Source organism: Fischerella major NIES-592 (genome assembly GCF_001904645.1).
GTDB lineage: Bacteria > Cyanobacteriota > Cyanobacteriia > Cyanobacteriales > Nostocaceae > Fischerella > Fischerella thermalis.
Genome location: NZ_MRCA01000001.1, coordinates 54,936 through 71,787 on the forward strand (window position 1 = coordinate 54,936; position 16,852 = coordinate 71,787).

At 40.7% G+C, this 16,852-nt stretch carries 10 protein-coding genes; 6 read left to right on the forward strand and 4 right to left on the reverse strand.

From position 1 onward, the window contains the following. Positions 1–123: 123 nt before the first annotated feature. Positions 124–471 (reverse strand): rhodanese-like domain-containing protein, encoded by a 348-nt coding sequence (locus NIES592_RS00195; RefSeq protein WP_073554587.1) that lies wholly within the window; start codon positions 469–471, stop codon positions 124–126. A 183-nt stretch (positions 472–654) separates the two neighbouring features. On the opposite strand from NIES592_RS00195, the gene NIES592_RS00200 reads away from it, so the two are divergent. Next, positions 655–2,328 (forward strand): DUF3352 domain-containing protein, encoded by a 1,674-nt coding sequence (locus tag NIES592_RS00200; RefSeq protein WP_073554588.1) that lies wholly within the window; start codon positions 655–657, stop codon positions 2,326–2,328. 311 nt (positions 2,329–2,639) lie between these two features. Here NIES592_RS00200 and NIES592_RS00205 read toward each other — a convergent pair whose 3' ends face one another. After that, the gene (locus tag NIES592_RS00205; RefSeq protein WP_073554589.1) at positions 2,640–5,408 is read right to left on the reverse strand and encodes a DUF3536 domain-containing protein; all 2,769 of its coding nucleotides are present in this window, start codon (positions 5,406–5,408) and stop codon (positions 2,640–2,642) included. A gap of 838 nt (positions 5,409–6,246) precedes the next feature. Between NIES592_RS00205 and cax the strand changes: the two genes are divergently transcribed. Together cax and NIES592_RS00220 are read left to right on the forward strand one after the other, a co-directional pair. Further along, positions 6,247–7,338 carry a calcium/proton exchanger gene (gene cax / locus NIES592_RS00210; protein ID WP_062249631.1) on the forward strand — a complete coding sequence of 364 codons (1,092 nt, stop codon included), beginning with the start codon at positions 6,247–6,249 and terminating at the stop codon, positions 7,336–7,338. 516 nt (positions 7,339–7,854) lie between these two features. Beyond that, positions 7,855–8,613 (forward strand): peptidoglycan-binding domain-containing protein, encoded by a 759-nt coding sequence (locus NIES592_RS00220; protein WP_073554590.1) that lies wholly within the window; start codon positions 7,855–7,857, stop codon positions 8,611–8,613. 68 nt (positions 8,614–8,681) lie between these two features. On the opposite strand, the gene NIES592_RS00225 is transcribed toward NIES592_RS00220, so the two are convergent. Next, positions 8,682–11,102 (reverse strand): sucrose synthase, encoded by a 2,421-nt coding sequence (locus NIES592_RS00225; protein ID WP_073554591.1) that lies wholly within the window; start codon positions 11,100–11,102, stop codon positions 8,682–8,684. 1,446 nt (positions 11,103–12,548) lie between these two features. After that, positions 12,549–14,087: a bifunctional phosphoribosylaminoimidazolecarboxamide formyltransferase/IMP cyclohydrolase gene (gene purH, locus NIES592_RS00230; protein ID WP_073554592.1), complete on the reverse strand. Its 1,539-nt coding sequence runs from the start codon at positions 14,085–14,087 to the stop codon at positions 12,549–12,551. Between the two features lie 265 nt (positions 14,088–14,352). On the opposite strand from purH, the gene NIES592_RS00235 reads away from it, so the two are divergent. From NIES592_RS00235 to coaBC, 3 genes are all read left to right on the forward strand, one after another. Then, complete coding sequence (locus tag NIES592_RS00235; protein WP_073554593.1) at positions 14,353–15,012, forward strand: alpha/beta hydrolase; 660 nt, start codon at positions 14,353–14,355, stop codon at positions 15,010–15,012. 176 nt (positions 15,013–15,188) lie between these two features. Then, entirely contained in the window at positions 15,189–15,401 is a 213-nt protein-coding gene (gene isiD, locus NIES592_RS00240) for a protein IsiD (protein WP_009455186.1), read from the forward strand. Positions 15,402–15,512: 111 nt separating this feature from the next. Further along, positions 15,513–16,766 carry a bifunctional phosphopantothenoylcysteine decarboxylase/phosphopantothenate--cysteine ligase CoaBC gene (gene coaBC, locus NIES592_RS00245; RefSeq protein ID WP_073554951.1) on the forward strand — a complete coding sequence of 418 codons (1,254 nt, stop codon included), beginning with the start codon at positions 15,513–15,515 and terminating at the stop codon, positions 16,764–16,766. The last annotated feature ends 86 nt before the right edge of the window (positions 16,767–16,852 follow it).

The window sequence follows — 16,852 nt, forward strand, 5'->3', positions numbered from 1 at the left end:
TCTCAATAATCTTTACTTAGATTTACGCAAATTGGTAGCTCAAAAGTATTGGTAATTACTAAGTGAAAATTATTCACTCTTAAGTTCAGAATAGCAAAAAAAACTTACAATCGTCATTTACGGTTAATACACAGGAATTGAAGGGTCAACTAACATGGAGTAGGCATCAATACCACCAGAAATATTTTTCACATTTGTAAATCCTTGATTAACCAGCCACTGACACATCTGAGCAGAACGAATGCCATGATGACAAAGTACCAAGGTTTCAGCATCAGGATCTAAGCGCGTGTGAATTTCATTTCCCCATTCAGCAAATTCACTTAGAGGCAAGTTAACAAAACCCTCAATGTGAGCGATCGCGACTTCCTGTGGTTCACGCACGTCCACAAGCTGAAGATTAGGCTCACCTTTGGACAAACGTTGGGCGAGTTCTTCTACACTAATTTCGGTAATGGCTTGAGGTGTCATTCCAATTTTAAACTTTAGATTGGAGATTTTTCCTAGATACTATTTATGTTTGCAGAAAATAGTCATCTTGACCAGGAAAAAATACTTACAGGACTTTGAGCAATACTTTCCGTATCAGGCAACGGAGAACTATTAACAGGGAACAGCCATAATTGATAATTAGTAACTGAAAACAGGTAATTTATGAAACAAGCCTTATTCTTTCGTTCTCTAGCAGCTATTGCGATGATGCTGCTATTTATCAGTATTCCTGGTTGTAGTGGCTTATCCGGTACAAATTCTTTTGTGGGAATCAGTGGAACTACACAACAGCCTGGTGCGGCAATTTTTGTATCTCAACAAGCACCAGTAATGATGTCAATGCTGGTAAATCCCGATAAATTACAAGTATTGGAACGTGAGGGAGAACTATCCAAACTAAAAACCAGTTTATTAGCTAGTACAGGTCTAGATTATAAACAAGATATTCAACCTTGGTTGGGTAATGAAATTACCTTAGCTGTCACAACCGAAGACATTGATCGCGATCCTAGTAACGGACAGCAGCCGGGATATTTAATGGCACTAGCAACCAAAAATCCAGAGAAAAGCCGTGAATTTGTGGATTTGTTATTTTCCAAACGGGCGATCGCTGGGGCAAACTTAACCACAGAACAATACGAAGGCATCAAGTTGATTTTTGACTCTCCACAAGTAGATCCAAAATCTAAAATGCAAAATTCTTTGGCTGGCGCTGTTATTGGTGATGATTTTGTGTTGTTTGCCAACGATCCCAAAGTGCTAAGGGAAGCTATTAATAATGTCCAGGGTCCTGATCTTAATATAACTACCTCTAGCCAATATCAGCAAGCTGTCAAACAAATACCCAAAGGTGCATTAGCCGTAGCGTTTCTCAATCTTCCCAATATCGCTCAATGGCAAGGTTTAAAACTGCCAGAACCAGCAACTTATGACAGCGAAATAGTCTCTGTAGTCCTAACCAACAAAGGATTACTAGCAGAAACTAGCTTACTAGCACAAGGCGAGACAGCACCACCTTTAGAGCCGTTATCTCAGCCTGTGGGAGCATTACAATATATCCCTACCTCAGCAGGTTTAGCGATCGCTGGAAAAAGTTTAAGTAGTTTACCTAACAGCAATTTAAATCAAGTTTGGGAACAAATCAAAGTCGCTATATCCGGTTCAGAAAAAAATATAGTTTCTGGCTTAATCAAACCTGTGGTAGATCTGCAAACAGATTCAGATATCAACTTAAAAGAAGATATTTTTAGCTGGGTACAGGGAGAATACGCCATTGGATTATTACCCCGTTCAGGACAAGCAAATCCCGATTTTGTGTTTGTAGTCGAAAAAACTGAAACCACACCAGCAGGAATTTCTCGTTTAGATGAAATCGCATACTCACAGGGATTGTCACTGAATACTTTTGATATAGACAAACAAAAAATCTCAGCTTGGACACAATTAAAAGCTACAAAAGTAGCCGATCCTCAACAGCGAGAAAAATACACAATAGAAGCTAAAGTTTCCGGAGTGCGTATTAGCCAAGGAAATTATGAAATTTTGGCTTCCAACCTTGAAACAATGAATGAAATTATCAATGCTAAGAACAATTCCTTGATTAGCGATCGCCAATTTAAAAATAGTATTGCTGCCATTCCCCAACCAAACCAAGGTTACGTGTATCTAGATTGGGCAAAAAGTCGAGAATTATTAGAAAATCAATTTCCAATTCTCAAACTAGCAGAAATATTGGCAAAACCCATCTTTGAGAACTTACGATCGCTCACCATGAGCAGTTACGGTAGCGACACAAAAATATTCAAAATTGGTGTGTTCTTTCAATTAGGTAAATAGTCAATTGTCATTGGTCACTTGTTATTTGTTAGTGATTAGAAATCAGTGGACAGTTAACAGTAAGTAATATAATTTGATAATTGCCGCTGAATGTGAATCAAATAGGTTGAGCTTGGAAAGTAAGAACATTGATGCCAAAACAGCGACGAAGCAAATAGAAGTAATGTGTGATATCATGTCCGTTTAAAGACTTATCATATCTGTGAAGGCCGGTAATGGGTAATGGGAAAACCAATTACCTGTTACCTACAAGGTCAACCATATCGTAAGTAATTAGCCGGAATTGATATCAGACTTATGGTGAAACGGTATTACCCCATCTGATCTAACCAGTAACCAACATCAACAGCTAGTTTTTGTCCTAACTTTAATAACTGTCGATGCTTAATAACGTCCTCACCATTAGCGATCGCTGTTTGACATTGAGGCAAAATTTTGTTGTACAAACAACTAAAGTATAGTTCTTGAGAACGATCCAAACAGATGCCTAGATTCAGCTGATCGGCAACATCAATTAATCTTTCCAGGCGCTGGATATCTGCATCAAATGTACCATTGGCATCGTGCAACAATTGCCAAAGTAATCGCAAAATCAACTGTTCTAACATCTGCTTGCCTTCGGGAATATTTAACCGACAGCGCAGGTGTTTAGCTTCACTAGCGATCGTTTTTAATTCCAGGATATGATTTATACTTGATTGCGGTTCGCTGATATCTTGCTCTAAGGCGCGTAGTGTGTTCATACACCGATAACTTAAAGCTATTTCTGCGGCTACTTGCAACTCTTGTGGTGCTGGCAATTCATCTCGATGGAATGCCATTATTACACCGTAATTATCTCGATATGTTTGTGTATAAAGTTGGTCTAGTCTACTCAGTGTTTCTTGACTCAACAACCGCATTAACCGATGGCGTTCTTCAGCAAAGAGATTTTCTAAGCTAAATGCTTGATCCCCAAATAACTGCATCATCACTAAGATAGTGTTTGCTGCACTTGCTTTTTGCAGTGATGCCAATAATTTTTCTTTGATTTGACTGTAAGTACGTCTTCCTTCAAATGGTTGAATGCAACAATGGAAATCCCAACCTCCTAAATGCAACACTGCAAAGACTAAATGTTCACTTTCCCAAGTGATTTCCGATATTAGCTTTAAGTGTCCGACTGCTAGTGTCAATGCTCCCAGCCGTTGCAGATGGTAATCTAGCTCATGAACGTTATAACAATAAACGCGTTTTTGATAAGGATGGGAATATTTGACAGTGCAGTTGTTAGGTGATGTTCCATTGCCATTGCCATTGCGGGTTTCGCCTTTATGATTATTAAACAAAGAAGCGATCGCGTGATGGGCTGCAACTTGCTTAAATGTGATTTGTGAAGTTGCCACTAGTTGGCGGTAAACTTCTCCACCATGTTTGAAAATATCAACATTACTGGGAGCAATGGCAAGGCGCTTGAGGAATTCTTTTTCTAGTTGTACACCTGCCACATCTCCCGCTAGTTCTAAAGCACGGGCAGCATAACGTAGAATCTGCGTTCCTTCTGGGCGGGATATTTCTTCAAAAAACCAACCACAACTTGTAAACATCAACAAAGCATGACGCTGCATTTCCAACAAACGTAAAGCGTCTACTTGTTCTGCATTGGTAAGTTTGTGAGTTTGATGGCGCTCAAGGAAGCGGTGAATGTTGTGAGGTGAACGATCGAGAATTACTTCGATATATTCATCTCGTGCTTGCCAAGGATCACAGAAAAACTGTCTGCCGTGTTCTTCATATACCTCTATCAGGCGATCGCGTAACCAATTTAAGGCATTTCGTAACGGGCGACGCCATAGTTGATGCCATTCACCGCCACCACCACAACCGCAATTATCCTGCCATCTATCAACACCGTGGGCGCAACTCCAAGCGGTTACTGGTTTTAACTCCACTTCCCAAGTTGGAGGATTCAAGCTGAGATAATGGGCAAAGTTGGTAACTGTCCAACCCCGATGCGGAAACTCTTTGGTAAAGGCATAGGCTAGAGTCTTCTCTGTTCCTCCCTTATGATGTCCAAAGGTTTCTCCATCTGTCGCTACGGAAATTAACTGGGCGGGACGACGATCTCCACGCACCGCAGAACCAATACGCCCTGCTAAATGACCGGAATTGTAGAGAACATCACTAAAACCCATGTCCCGCGAAATTGGGCCATCGTAGAAAAAGATATCGATGTAGGGAAGGGATTGGTGATCGGGGATTGGTGATTGGGAAGTAGAATTTTCTATCTCCCGATTCCCATCTCTGGGGGATAAAGAAACTGTACTCAGAGGAGAGGATGCTGTGCTGAGTGTGGGTTTGAGATAGCAACGATAGGGACGGGTGGGATCAATTTGACTACCGCCGACTTCGTGCCATTCTGGATGGGGATTTTCCTTAGTGGGTAAAAGGCGACAACGCTGTGCTTGGGAGGGCGCTAGGACAATAAAGCGAATTCCTTCTTTGACTAATGCTTCCAGAGTCGGGTAGTCTACAGCAGTTTCTGCCAGCCACATACCTTCGGGGTCGCGTTTAAAGCGGGATCGGAAATCTGCTTTGCCCCAACGAATCTGCGTATATTTATCGCGCTCGTTGGCCAGAGGCATGATGATATGGTTATATACTTGCGCGATCGCATTGCCATGTCCATGCAAACGTTGACAAGATTTGCGATCGGCTTCCAAAATTCGCTGATAAACTTCTACATCGTGGCGTTCTAGCCAAGACATCAGGGTTGGGCCAATATTAAAACTCAAAAACTCGTAATTATTAACGATCCCCACCAGTTCGCCTCGGTCATTTAGCACCCTAGCAAAGGCATTTGGACGATAGCATTCGTGATGAATTCGTTCATTCCAATCATGAAAAGGTGCTGCACCCGGTTGGCGTTCGATCGCATCCAAATATGGATTTTCCCGTGGTGGTTGGTAAAAATGACCGTGTACAGTCACGTAAACACCCGTAGCCGTCATCAAGGGATTAGGCATGTTGGCGTTTGTAGAATTTTCTTGCGATGTCAAATTTATACCAGTTTGACCTGGCAATTCAGCAGCAGAAGTCATGTAGTATATCCAAAATCAAAAATACTTGCAATTGTGCCGACAAATATATGCGTACCTTTTAGAGCGGCATGTCCAGTAAATATTAGCGTAGCTAGACGGCAACGACGAGATGAATGCAATTAGAGTATAGCTCATAGTATTACAGGTAATCTGCATCATCAAGCAGTCGTTTCCTGAAGTTCAGGAATAGAACAGCCATTGAAAAAGCCTCGTGACAGGTTTCTCCACTGGCATACCAAAAATTTAATTGTCTTTTAATATATTAAACATCATTTTTGGTGTAAAATTTGCACTTTAATAAAAAATTTTGCAACGAAAAGTTATCAATTCTCCGTAAAACTCCACCCTATTTTACAAAATTTGCCATCTGCGAGGAAATAGTGAAATTTAGGAACTACTGAGAGCGATTGAGGGGAGGTGGGGAGTGTGTAGACGCGTAGCGGCTTCCCGTAAGGGTGGAGTGTGGGGAGTGTGAGGAGTGTGGGGAGTGTGGGGAGTGTGGGGAGTGTGAGGAGTGTGTAGACGCGTAGCGGCTTCCCGTAAGGGTGGAGTGTGGGGAGTGTGAGGAGTGTGGGGAGTGTGGGGAGTGTGGGGAGTGTGAGGAGTGTGTAGACGCGTAGCGGCTTCCCGTAAGGGTGGAGTGTGNGGGGAGTGTGGGGAGTGTGGGGAGTGTGGGGAGTGTGGGGAGTGTGGGGAGTGTGAGGAGTGTGAGGAGTAAACAACTAACCACTAACTACTAACTACCAACAATCAACAACCAACCACCAACAAACTCTTGACTATTAACCATTGACAATTGACCATTGACTATTAACCATTGACCATTGACTATTAACTAATGTCAGGTAAAAACATTCTCTTTTTAGTTCTCTTGCTTTTCATTCCGGTTTCTGTGGCAGCCCACTTTTTAGAGTGGGGAGATTTAATTGTTTTCATTACAGCTGGATTAGCAATTTTGCCCCTAGCAGCGAGTATGGGTACAGCCACAGAAGAAATAGCTGTGGTACTAGGCCCGACTCTGGGAGGATTATTAAACGCTACCTTTGGCAACGCCACAGAACTAATTATTGCCATTGTTGCCTTGAAAGCAGGGTTAGTAGATGTAGTCAAAGCCAGTATCACCGGCTCAATTATCGGCAATTTACTATTGGTGATGGGTTTGGCTATGTTGTTGGGTGGACTGCGTCATAAAGAACAGACATTTCAACCGATAGTAGCGCGGATGAACTCAGCTGCTATGAATTTGGCAGTGATTGCTATTTTATTGCCAACAGCAATGAACTTTACCTCGCCAGGAATTAGCGAAAAAACCCTGCAAAATCTTTCCTTAGCAGTGGCTGTTGTATTAATTCTGGTTTATGCATTAACACTGCTATTTTCGATGAAAACTCACTCCTATCTTTACGATGTGGGTGTAGCAGAAACAGAAGCTTTGGAAGTTGCGAATCACAAGCCTAATATATGGTTGTGGAGTGGGGTTTTGCTGGTATGTACTCTATTAGTAGCAATAGAATCAGAACTACTTGTGGATTCTTTAGAAGTAGCTACATCTAAGTTAGGCTTAACAGCGTTATTTACAGGGGTAATACTTGTTCCTATTATTGGCAATGCTGCTGAACATGCTACGGCTGTAACTGTGGCCATGAAGGACAAAATGGATCTTTCCCTTTCCGTAGCGGTGGGATCAAGTATGCAAATTGCTCTGTTTGTAGCTCCCGTGTTAGTAATTGTGGGGAAAATTTTTGGGCAACCTATGGATTTGGATTTTAGTCCCTTTGAATTAGTGGCCGTGGCTGTATCAGTTCTAATTGCAAATACCATTAGTTCTGATGGTAAATCAAATTGGTTAGAAGGCACATTACTTTTAGCAGCTTACATGCTCTTGGGATTTGCTTTTTACTTCTACCCAGTAGTTGATGGTATAAGTTAGTGAGTAATAGGTAATGGGTAATTGGTAAGAGCGCCCATTACCAAACCCGTTCACCATTAACAACAAAGTTGGCGGGTGGTGAGTCCAGTCCTCATCTTGGTTTGTTGCCCTTTCGGAATAAAACTGGTATGGATGCCCGCAGAGTGGCTGATGGCAGAGTACTCAAGCGACTATCCCCATTTCTTTCACCTGGTAGCAGACTACAATTGCCTAAACCTGAGCGCTACATTGACAGTGTTAAATTTAAAAATTAAGCATAGAGACAATAAAGTATACTTAAATTTACGCCTTTTTGCCTTTTTTGTTTACTACAACTTGATAGTTGGCAGATATTAGCTTTATCTGATTTAAAACTCAGATTTTGATTTGCCATCTGTCAAAGGAGGCAATTTTAAGACCGCACCAGTTTTTTTGAAAAAAACAACTATATTTTTTTAGTTGAAAATACGCACTATTCCGGAGCATTAACTATTTAGTATGTGAAAGAAAATATGGGCGTTAGTAAAATGAAATACAATGAGTGATATGGGTCTACTGATAACGGGCGTGTTAACAACAGGACAACCATCTCTGCCCAATTTCCCGGAGAATTTACCGGTTCAGCTAGACAGTGACATAAATCAGTCAGAACAAAGTCAGTTATCTGAGGTTGTTCCTGCAAATCAGATCACACCACCTGAATTTATACCACCGGATGAGCAGGTTGCTGTGGTGTCGTTAGCGATCGCATCAGATACACTAGATGACAATTATCAGATCAAAGGCTTCGCTGATTCTGAGTATTCACCAGTTGTAGCAGAAAATGCTGTTGCAGATAGTGTTAACTACTCAAATGTACAACCAGAGTTCACTCCTATCTCTGAAGCGACAACAAATGACGACACTTTTTTAGTTGCTTTTACTTCCGCTACTCAAGGTCAAGATATAAATAAATATACTGCCGTGCCGCTAAAGTCTGTTCACCACCAGCCACATTATAGGGCGGGGGGACTTCCGCAATTGCCTCGTGTCAGAACTCAACAACCCAGAGACTATAAAAGGGTGGCAAAATTTCCCAGTTCACCTAGTCCAGCTTTGCCAATTCTGGGTTTTGGTCATACAGGTGATACTGTCAGAGTATTACAACGGTTGCTACGATCTAATGGTTATAGAATCCAAGTAGATGGGATTTTTGGAGCTTTAACAGAATCAGCAGTCAAAGCTTTTCAAAATCGCCGGAATTTAGTTTCAGATGGAATAGTAGGTCAAAGAACGTGGCGAGAGTTAACTAAGTAGTCAATTGTCAACTGTCCATAGTCAAGAGTTTTTTATTGATGACCATTGACAATTGACCAATGACCAAATTACCTATATTTATGTTGTTCTAATAATTGTTGCGCCCTGGGCTTGTAGATTAGGTAAAACAAAGCTTCAACATAACGCAATAAATCTTCTCGATTTTGTTTGGAAATAAAGTTCCAGAAACCATAAATCCGTGCTAGCGATAGCAGTTTGTTACTATGAATTTTCCAGGTATAGGTACTGTAAACCCGATTTATGGCTTGTTGAGAAACTTCATACCAGTAGTTGGGATTTTGCTCACATTTACTGACAAAATTCAAGATTTTTGTGGCTGTTTCTTCTAAATGTGTAGGGTTGATGTAAAAGCCGTTGACTTGATCTTGAATAATTTCTAAAGGTCCACCAAACTGAGTTGCAAAAGTAGGTAAGCCAGAAATCATTGCTTCTAATATTGTCAAGCCAAAGGCCTCAAATAAAGCAGGTTGTACAAAAATTCCCTGGTGGTCAGCAATGACGCGGTAAACTTCTCCAGAATCGGTTTTAGATAGACGTACACCTAGCCAGCGAATTTTGCCTTGAAGATTGTACTGCTCTATTATGCGGTAGAGTTTGACAATTTCTTCTCGTTCTTCATTGTCTGTTGATTCTTCTACACGCAACTTACCCGCTACTAAAATTAAGTTGCAGTGGTCCTGTAATTCTTGACTCTGACCAAAACATTCAGCTAAACCTGTGAGATTTTTGATCCGATCCAGACGGGCCATGGAAAACAGAGGGCGTTTGCTTGGATCATCAAGTTTGCCAAATATCTGGGCAGAATCTTCTAGAGTAAAAAGCATCTCTTCTATGCGCCGGCGATCGCTTTCTACTCGGTCTTCACTACGTGTATAGGGGAAGAAGTAATTCTCGTTCACCCCTGGTGGTACAACGTTGAATTTGGGGCTAAATAGTTCAATCCCATTGACCACATGGTACAAATCTGGCATGGTAAAGCACTTGTAAGATTCGTACTGTCCGATACTGTCCGGCGTACCGACGATTTCTTGGTAGGTGCTGCTAATGATAAAGTTGGCTGCATTCATCACCAACAAATCAGCGGTGAATTGTAACGAAAAATGATACTTATCTTCCAAATCTTGCCAGTAAAGGTTACTGAACAAGTATTTAGATTTTTCCAAAGCATGGGCTATGATGCAGTGAGTGACGTCCAAGCGACGTGCCAATAAAAATGCTACTAAATTCCCATCTGAATAGTTACCAACTATAAGATCAGGTCTACCTTGAAATTCTGCCAGTATTTCTTTTTCAGCATCGATCGCATAGGTTTCTAGATAAGGCCACAACTCAAACCGAGAAATCCAATTTTGCGTCATATTAGGATTAAATTCCCGTAAAGGTACACGCAAAATCCAAGCATTTTCTGTTCCGTGAACCTTTTCTAGACGTTGATTACAAAGTGTATCCTCACTATTAGGGATGAGGCGGGTGAGAATAATTACTTTTGGCTGGACATTCAATCCTTCTAAGCCTGCTAATATTATATCTTCTCGCAACTGCGTTTCTAGATTCCTAGCTTGATCGAGTACGTACACGACTTGACCGCCAGTATCAGGACGCCCCAACACTCCCTCTTGTCCAAACCACCCATGGGGAGATACCAAGACGATTCTAAAAATCATCGGGATGCGGGAAATGAAGGCTTCTAGGGTTTGGGGATCAGGAGAATCGATCAATTGATCAAGCATTTCTAGACTCTCCTGTACGCGGGCGGCGGTGTTACCCCAACCCGGTTCAAAACCTATCGTTTGCAATTGGAAGCGAAATTCTTCGTAGGGTTGTTGACTGGGGAGACTGCTGACGAAAGCGATCGCAGCTTTAATTTGTTGAGAAAGTTGCTGTTGAGACTGAATGCGATTATTTATTAGTAGCTGGATGCCGTTATATTGGTGTAGACTCAGGAAAATAAATAAACTTTCCTGCCATTGCTTCGGATCTTGGAATAGCTTACTAGATAAGTAACGGTTTAGTAATTGTACTCCCTTGCCGATATTTTTTGGATCGCGTAGAACTGGGGAGTAGTCGTAAAATGGGCCAAAATCCAATTCCAACAAGTCGCCTTCGTTGGGATGGAAGCGATTTACTAAGCGATCGCGCAGATCCAAAAGTTCCTGTACACTCATCGGTTCCACATTCAAATCATCCGTTAGTCGATAAACCTCTTGAGTGGCAATTTTGGGACGAATAATAAAGCAAAAGCCAGAAATATCTTGAATGATTTCTTGAGTGTAATAGATGAGTTTACCTAAGCTTGATGAAGCGCTAAAATGCTCAGGTTTTTGATAATTTGTGCAATATTCGCTATATACATTCAATATATCATTCCGCAGTAGATATTTTTTGTCTTGATGGCGTAATTCACTCAGAAATGAGCGCAAATCATTTTTTTCTTCACTTTCGAGGACTGCTTGAATTAATTCAGACATACAACTACCAAAAGATATGAAAATTAGGAATTATGAATTGGCGATCAAGAATCGGGAATCGAAAAGAGATTTTCGTGTTTGGTTGTACTAAAACAGCAGTTTGATTAGCCGTCTGGAAATTTAACAATAGAAAAGGGGTTGTGAATTCCGTGATAGTCTTGCACCTGCTTGATCTCTTAATAAGATTTTTGTCATAATTTTGGGCATGTAGGGATGGGTCATAGCATGTCTCTCATATTGTTTAGATGTCAATCGATTTGTTTGCTCCGAGCCGTGTTACCTTATCTTCCGACAGTAAATTCTCTGGCTAGTAGCCTAAATCTGCTGAGAGCGAACTAAAAAAATGCTCTGTGAAACTTATTTTTTGGCGGACGAAAAACTGGTGCAAGTTAAGAGTGTGTCTATATCTGCACCTTCAAGGTGAGAAAATCCTTAATTGATTCTCAAAAATTAAAAATTAATTATTTTTTCAATTTTTATTGTTTAACTTGTATTTTTATGAATATCCTAATTTCCCCGGCTTTGTACTCTAACTAAAGACGTAGTCTTATAAATTTATTCAATTAGATTCAATTATTGACATAACTAAAAACTAAAATTTGTGTCTTTTTTGGAAAATATAAATCTTAAGCACAGCTTATTTACAATTAGTAAACTTTTTCCTACTATTTTTGTCCTCAATTGCTCACATCAAAAATATTAGGTTCTCTCTATGATTGTTGCAACAAAAGTTCATTTATTTGAGATTAAAGTTATCCGCAAATTGAACGTCAGTAAATATAAATCAAGTTTTTTATGATACGACACATCTACCTGGTTTACCTACCTATAATTACAGTATGAGCTTATAAATATTTGGATCGGTGCATATGAGTGAACGAACACACCAAGCAACAGCAGATCATAGTGTAGGCAACATTATGATCATCTCTTTTCTTGCCTTATGCGGATTAACTGTTATATTTTTGTTAGGAATTTTTTAGTTAGGATTCCAGAATTTTGATTTTGTGAAAACCAATCTTCTAACAGCAGCCCAGAAAGGATTAATGTTGGGTTGCTGTTTTGCTTTATCTAGTTATTTTTTGTTAGTTGTTATTTGTCGGTTGAAGCTACTAACAATTTAATATTTAAAAACTTAAAAACCAAAAAGCACCAAGGAGTGTTGCCGTGTTTCCACCCTAGGTGCTTTTTGTTTTACACTTGCTCCTCACACACAACTAAAAGATATCACTACTTTTATACAATGACAAGTACTTTAGAAAAATTTTTTTCTCTTCCATTATTTACCATTTAAAAAGCGCCTGGAGTGTTACCGTGTTACCACTCCAAGCGCTTTTTTATCTAAACTTACTCCTCACACACACAACTAAAGATTAACATTGTGCTTATCTATCTACAAACATAATATGGACACTTTGACAAGTGTACCATCCTACTTTAGATAGATTAATGTAAAAAGTGACGTATGCCGGTGAAAATCATTACTAAACCGAGTTCATTTGCAGCTTGAATCGAATCTTGATCTCGCAAGCTACCACCGGGTTGCACGATCGCCATAATTCCCGCCGCCGCCGCAGTTTTGACAGAATCATCAAAGGGGAAAAATCCATCACTAGCAAGAACTGCACCTTTAGCTTTTTCACCAGCTTGTTCAAGGGCAATTTTTACCGAACCAACGCGGTTCATTTGTCCAGCACCAACGCCTAAAGTAGTGCGATCGCTACTGACAACAATGGCATTAGATTTAACGTGTTTGCAAACTTTCCAAGCAAACAGTAATTCTGCTAATTCTTTGGGTGTGGGTTGACGTTGGGTGACGATTTGCCATTGACTGGTATCGGCAACAATATCATCTGCATCTTGGACAAGGAAACCACCTGCGATCGCTTTGACAGTTTCTTGAGGACCACTGCTTAAATCTGGTAAAGTCAATACCCGCACTTTCGACTTAGCAGCCAGAATTGCTTTTGCATCTTCGTCACATCCTGGTGCGACTACGCATTCTAAAAATGTTTTTGTGAGTTCAGTTGCTGTAGCAGTATCAATTGGACGGTTAAGGGCGACAATACCACCAAAAGCAGACACAGGATCAGCATTAAACGCTTTTTGGTAAGCTGCGGCGATTGTATCTCCTTGAGCCGTACCACAGGGGTTGGTATGTTTGATAATCGTAGCAGTAGGACTATCAGTAAATTCGGCGATAATGCGGCGTGCTGCTTCTAAATCAACTAAGTTATTGTAACTGAGTTCTTTGCCTTGCAGTTTGCTAGCAGCAGCCCAACCTATTGGGTTTACACCAGTTTGATACCAAGCTGCTTTTTGGTGGGGGTTTTCACCGTAGCGCAAAGATTGTAGTTGTTTCCCAGAAACAGTAAATTTTTCTGGTAGAGTTTCTGTTGGTTGTGTTCCTGCTAAATAAGATGCGATCGCTTGATCATAGCTAGAAGTATGCAAAAATCCTTGCAAAGCACACTTTTGGCGAAATTCTAGGGATGGTTCTGTGTGTTGGCGTAATTCCCGCAAATACTCGTCATATTGGGAGGGATCACACAATACCGTCACATCCGCGAAATTTTTTGCTGCTGCCCTCAGCATAGCAGGGCCACCGATGTCAATTTGTTCTATTGCTTCTCTTAATGTGACATCTGGCTTGGCGATGGTTTCCTCAAAAGGATAGAGATTCACCACTACTAAATCTATCGGGCGAATTTGATTATTTGCCAAATCTGTCATATCTTGTGGAATTGATCGCCGTGCGAGAATTCCGCCGTGAATCCGCGGATGTAGAGTTTTGACTCGGCCACCTAATATTTCGGGAGAACCTGTGTAATCTGCTACTTTTTGAACTGGTAATCCTGCATTTTTGAGAGCTTGAGCAGTACCGCCACTACTAATTAACTCAAAATCAAATTCTTCTACTAAGCTACGAGCAAGTTCAATTAATCCAGTTTTATTGGATACACTCAACAGTGCTAGACGCGCCATAATTCCCCAGCTTTATTTGATTGGTATAAGTGAGAGCAGAAGATTATTTTACAAATTGCTGGAAGTTGTGAAGACAAGTTTTTGCACAGACGCCTTTGGCAAAGATTTGAGCATAGTCAGCTTTAGCTGAGTTGAGCTATGAGCTTCAGAATTAATTCTGAGGTGGATTGAGGGGCAAAACATCCACTTGGAATCAATTCCAAGGCTCATAGTCAAAGTCGGCTCAAGCCGACTAGAAGATTTTGATTAATATCGATTAAGAGAGTTGAATAATGGGAGCAAATATCTGTCTTTAGAATTTATTCAGGTTCCCCCAACAACAGGAAAAGTACCTAAAGGTTTAATCGTAGCTTTGCATGGTTGGGGTGCAAATGCTGAGGATTTAGCATCTTTAGCACCATTTTTAAATTTGCCTGATTATCAGTTTCTGTTTCCCAATGCACCTTTTCCTCATCCTTATTCGCCTATGGGAAGAGCATGGTACGATTTGAGCGCAGAGAACATGTATGAGGGATTAGCAGAAAGTCGGCAATTACTCATAGATTGGTTGCTAAGTTTAGAAAGTAGCATTGGTGTACCGCTATCACGGACGGTATTGAGCGGTTTTTCCCAAGGAGGAGCAATGACTTTAGATGTAGGATTAAAGTTGCCCTTTGCAGGTTTGGTTGTTATGAGTGGTTATTTACATCCTGGTGCAGTTCCGGATGCGACTTCAACAACAACTGCTTCACCTCCGGTTTTAATCATGCACGGTAGATATGATCAAGTAGTACCACTACGAGCCGCACTCAAGGCCAAAGAAACTTTAGAGTTGCTAAAAATTGCAGTACAGTACTATGAATTTGACATGGGTCATGAAATACAACTACCAATGCTAGAGTTAATACGTAATTTTGTTGTCAATACTCAAGTAACCACAGAGTAGCTTGTTGCAAGATTAAGTCTCATCCCAGTTACAAAAGTTTTACAAATTCCGGTATAAATCCGGTAAATTTTCACGTAATTGATGTCCTCAAATGAGTAATATATATTGGGTGGCTGCGTCGAGCGCAAACAAACCCAAGCTGGATGCAAATGCTGCTAACGGGAGGGGCGAGCATTATGAAAACTCTAAGCATTTCCAAAAAAGAAATTGCTACCATGACTCCACAAGATGTAGAAAAGTTAGCTACACGCTTGGAGCAGGACAACTATAGCAATGCTTTTGAAGGTTTGGATGATTGGCACATGCTACGTGCGATCGCATTTCAACGCCCAGAGCTAATTGAACCATATATCCACCTTCTGGATTTAGAACCCTACGACGAAGCCTAACTATTTTGGGTTTTAGATTTTAGATTTTGGATTAGTTTCTACGAGATTTATCTGGGGGCTTGTACCATTAAGGAATTATTGGTCAATGATTAATTTTAAGCCATGACCTCAATGCTAAATCCAGAATCTACATTTCCAGACAGCAACCTGGGAACGAGCCAAAATCCAAAATTGAAAAGGGTTCTGATTGGTATAGGCGGCGGTATCGCCGCCTACAAAATTTGTGAAGTTGTTTCCACATTATTTAAAAGTGGTGTGGAGGTGCGAACTATTCTGACTAATTCTGCGCAAAAATTTATCACACCTCTAACTTTTTCCACTCTCTCCCGTTATAGCAGCTTTACAGATGAAAATTTTTGGCAACCAATTTACTCTCGTCCTTTGCATATAGAATTAGGTGAGTGGGCAGAAGTTTTTTTAATAGCACCTTTAACAGCTAATACATTAGCAAAATTAGCTCACGGTATGGCTGACAACTTGCTCACAAATACCGTCTTGGCTTCCACTTGTCCTGTAGTGTTAGCACCAGCTATGAATACCGATATGTGGGAACAGCAGACGGTGCAGCAGAATTGGCAAAATCTCTTGAAAAATAGTCGTTTTCATAGTTTACAACCAGCTTCGGGATTATTAGCGTGCGATCGCGTCGGTGCTGGAAGAATGGCAGAACCGTCAGAAATTATAGCCTACATTCAATCTTTACTACACACCGCAGGTAAACGAGACTTAGCAGGAAAGCAAGTCTTAATCAGTGCTGGGGGAACACGGGAACATTTTGATCCTGTAAGATTTATTGGCAATCCTGCCACAGGAAAAATGGGGTTAGCTTTAGCACAAGCAGCATTGCATCGAGGCGCAAACGTGACCTTAGTACACGGGCCACTGAACAGTGACATACCTCTGGGAATAGAAGCAATTCCTGTAGTGAGCGCTGAACAAATGCACTCTGCTATGATGCGGTATTTACCAAAAGCAGATGTAATAATTATGTCAGCCGCAGTTGCAGATGTGAAACCACAAGATTACAGTCACCAGAAATTACCCAAGCGATCGCTTCCCAAATCTTTAGCCTTAGAACCTATACCGGATATAATTACAGAATTGGCAAGGCGCAAACAATCTCATCAATTGTTAATTGGCTTTGCTGCTCAGACAGGGGATATTATCACTCCCGCTGTTGAAAAATTACGCAGAAAAAACTTAGACGCGATTGTTGCTAATCCAGTAGACAAACCTGATAGTGGTTTTGGTAGCGACAACAATCAAGCCGTATTTTTAGACAAGCAAGGTCATCAGTTAGAAATTCCACCATGTACTAAATTGCAGCTAGCTCATCATCTATTTGATTTTATTGGTAGTCACTAGTCTCTAAGCAGCAGTATCAAAGAATACGACACAAAATTTTCAACTTTATATTTTGATTTACTTCTTGCTCAAGGGCAACCCATAGC

Coding starts and splice junctions, on each gene's coding strand:
- purH (WP_073554592.1), bottom strand. CDS start 14,087: ATGGCGCGTCTAGCACTGTTGAGTGTATCCAATAAAACTGGATTAATT.
- NIES592_RS00225 (WP_073554591.1), bottom strand. CDS start 11,102: ATGTCTGAATTAATTCAAGCAGTCCTCGAAAGTGAAGAAAAAAATGAT.
- isiD (WP_009455186.1), top strand. CDS start 15,189: ATGAAAACTCTAAGCATTTCCAAAAAAGAAATTGCTACCATGACTCCA.
- coaBC (WP_073554951.1), top strand. CDS start 15,513: ATGCTAAATCCAGAATCTACATTTCCAGACAGCAACCTGGGAACGAGC.
- cax (WP_062249631.1), top strand. CDS start 6,247: ATGTCAGGTAAAAACATTCTCTTTTTAGTTCTCTTGCTTTTCATTCCG.
- NIES592_RS00200 (WP_073554588.1), top strand. CDS start 655: ATGAAACAAGCCTTATTCTTTCGTTCTCTAGCAGCTATTGCGATGATG.
- NIES592_RS00220 (WP_073554590.1), top strand. CDS start 7,855: ATGAGTGATATGGGTCTACTGATAACGGGCGTGTTAACAACAGGACAA.
- NIES592_RS00195 (WP_073554587.1), bottom strand. CDS start 471: ATGACACCTCAAGCCATTACCGAAATTAGTGTAGAAGAACTCGCCCAA.
- NIES592_RS00205 (WP_073554589.1), bottom strand. CDS start 5,408: ATGACTTCTGCTGCTGAATTGCCAGGTCAAACTGGTATAAATTTGACA.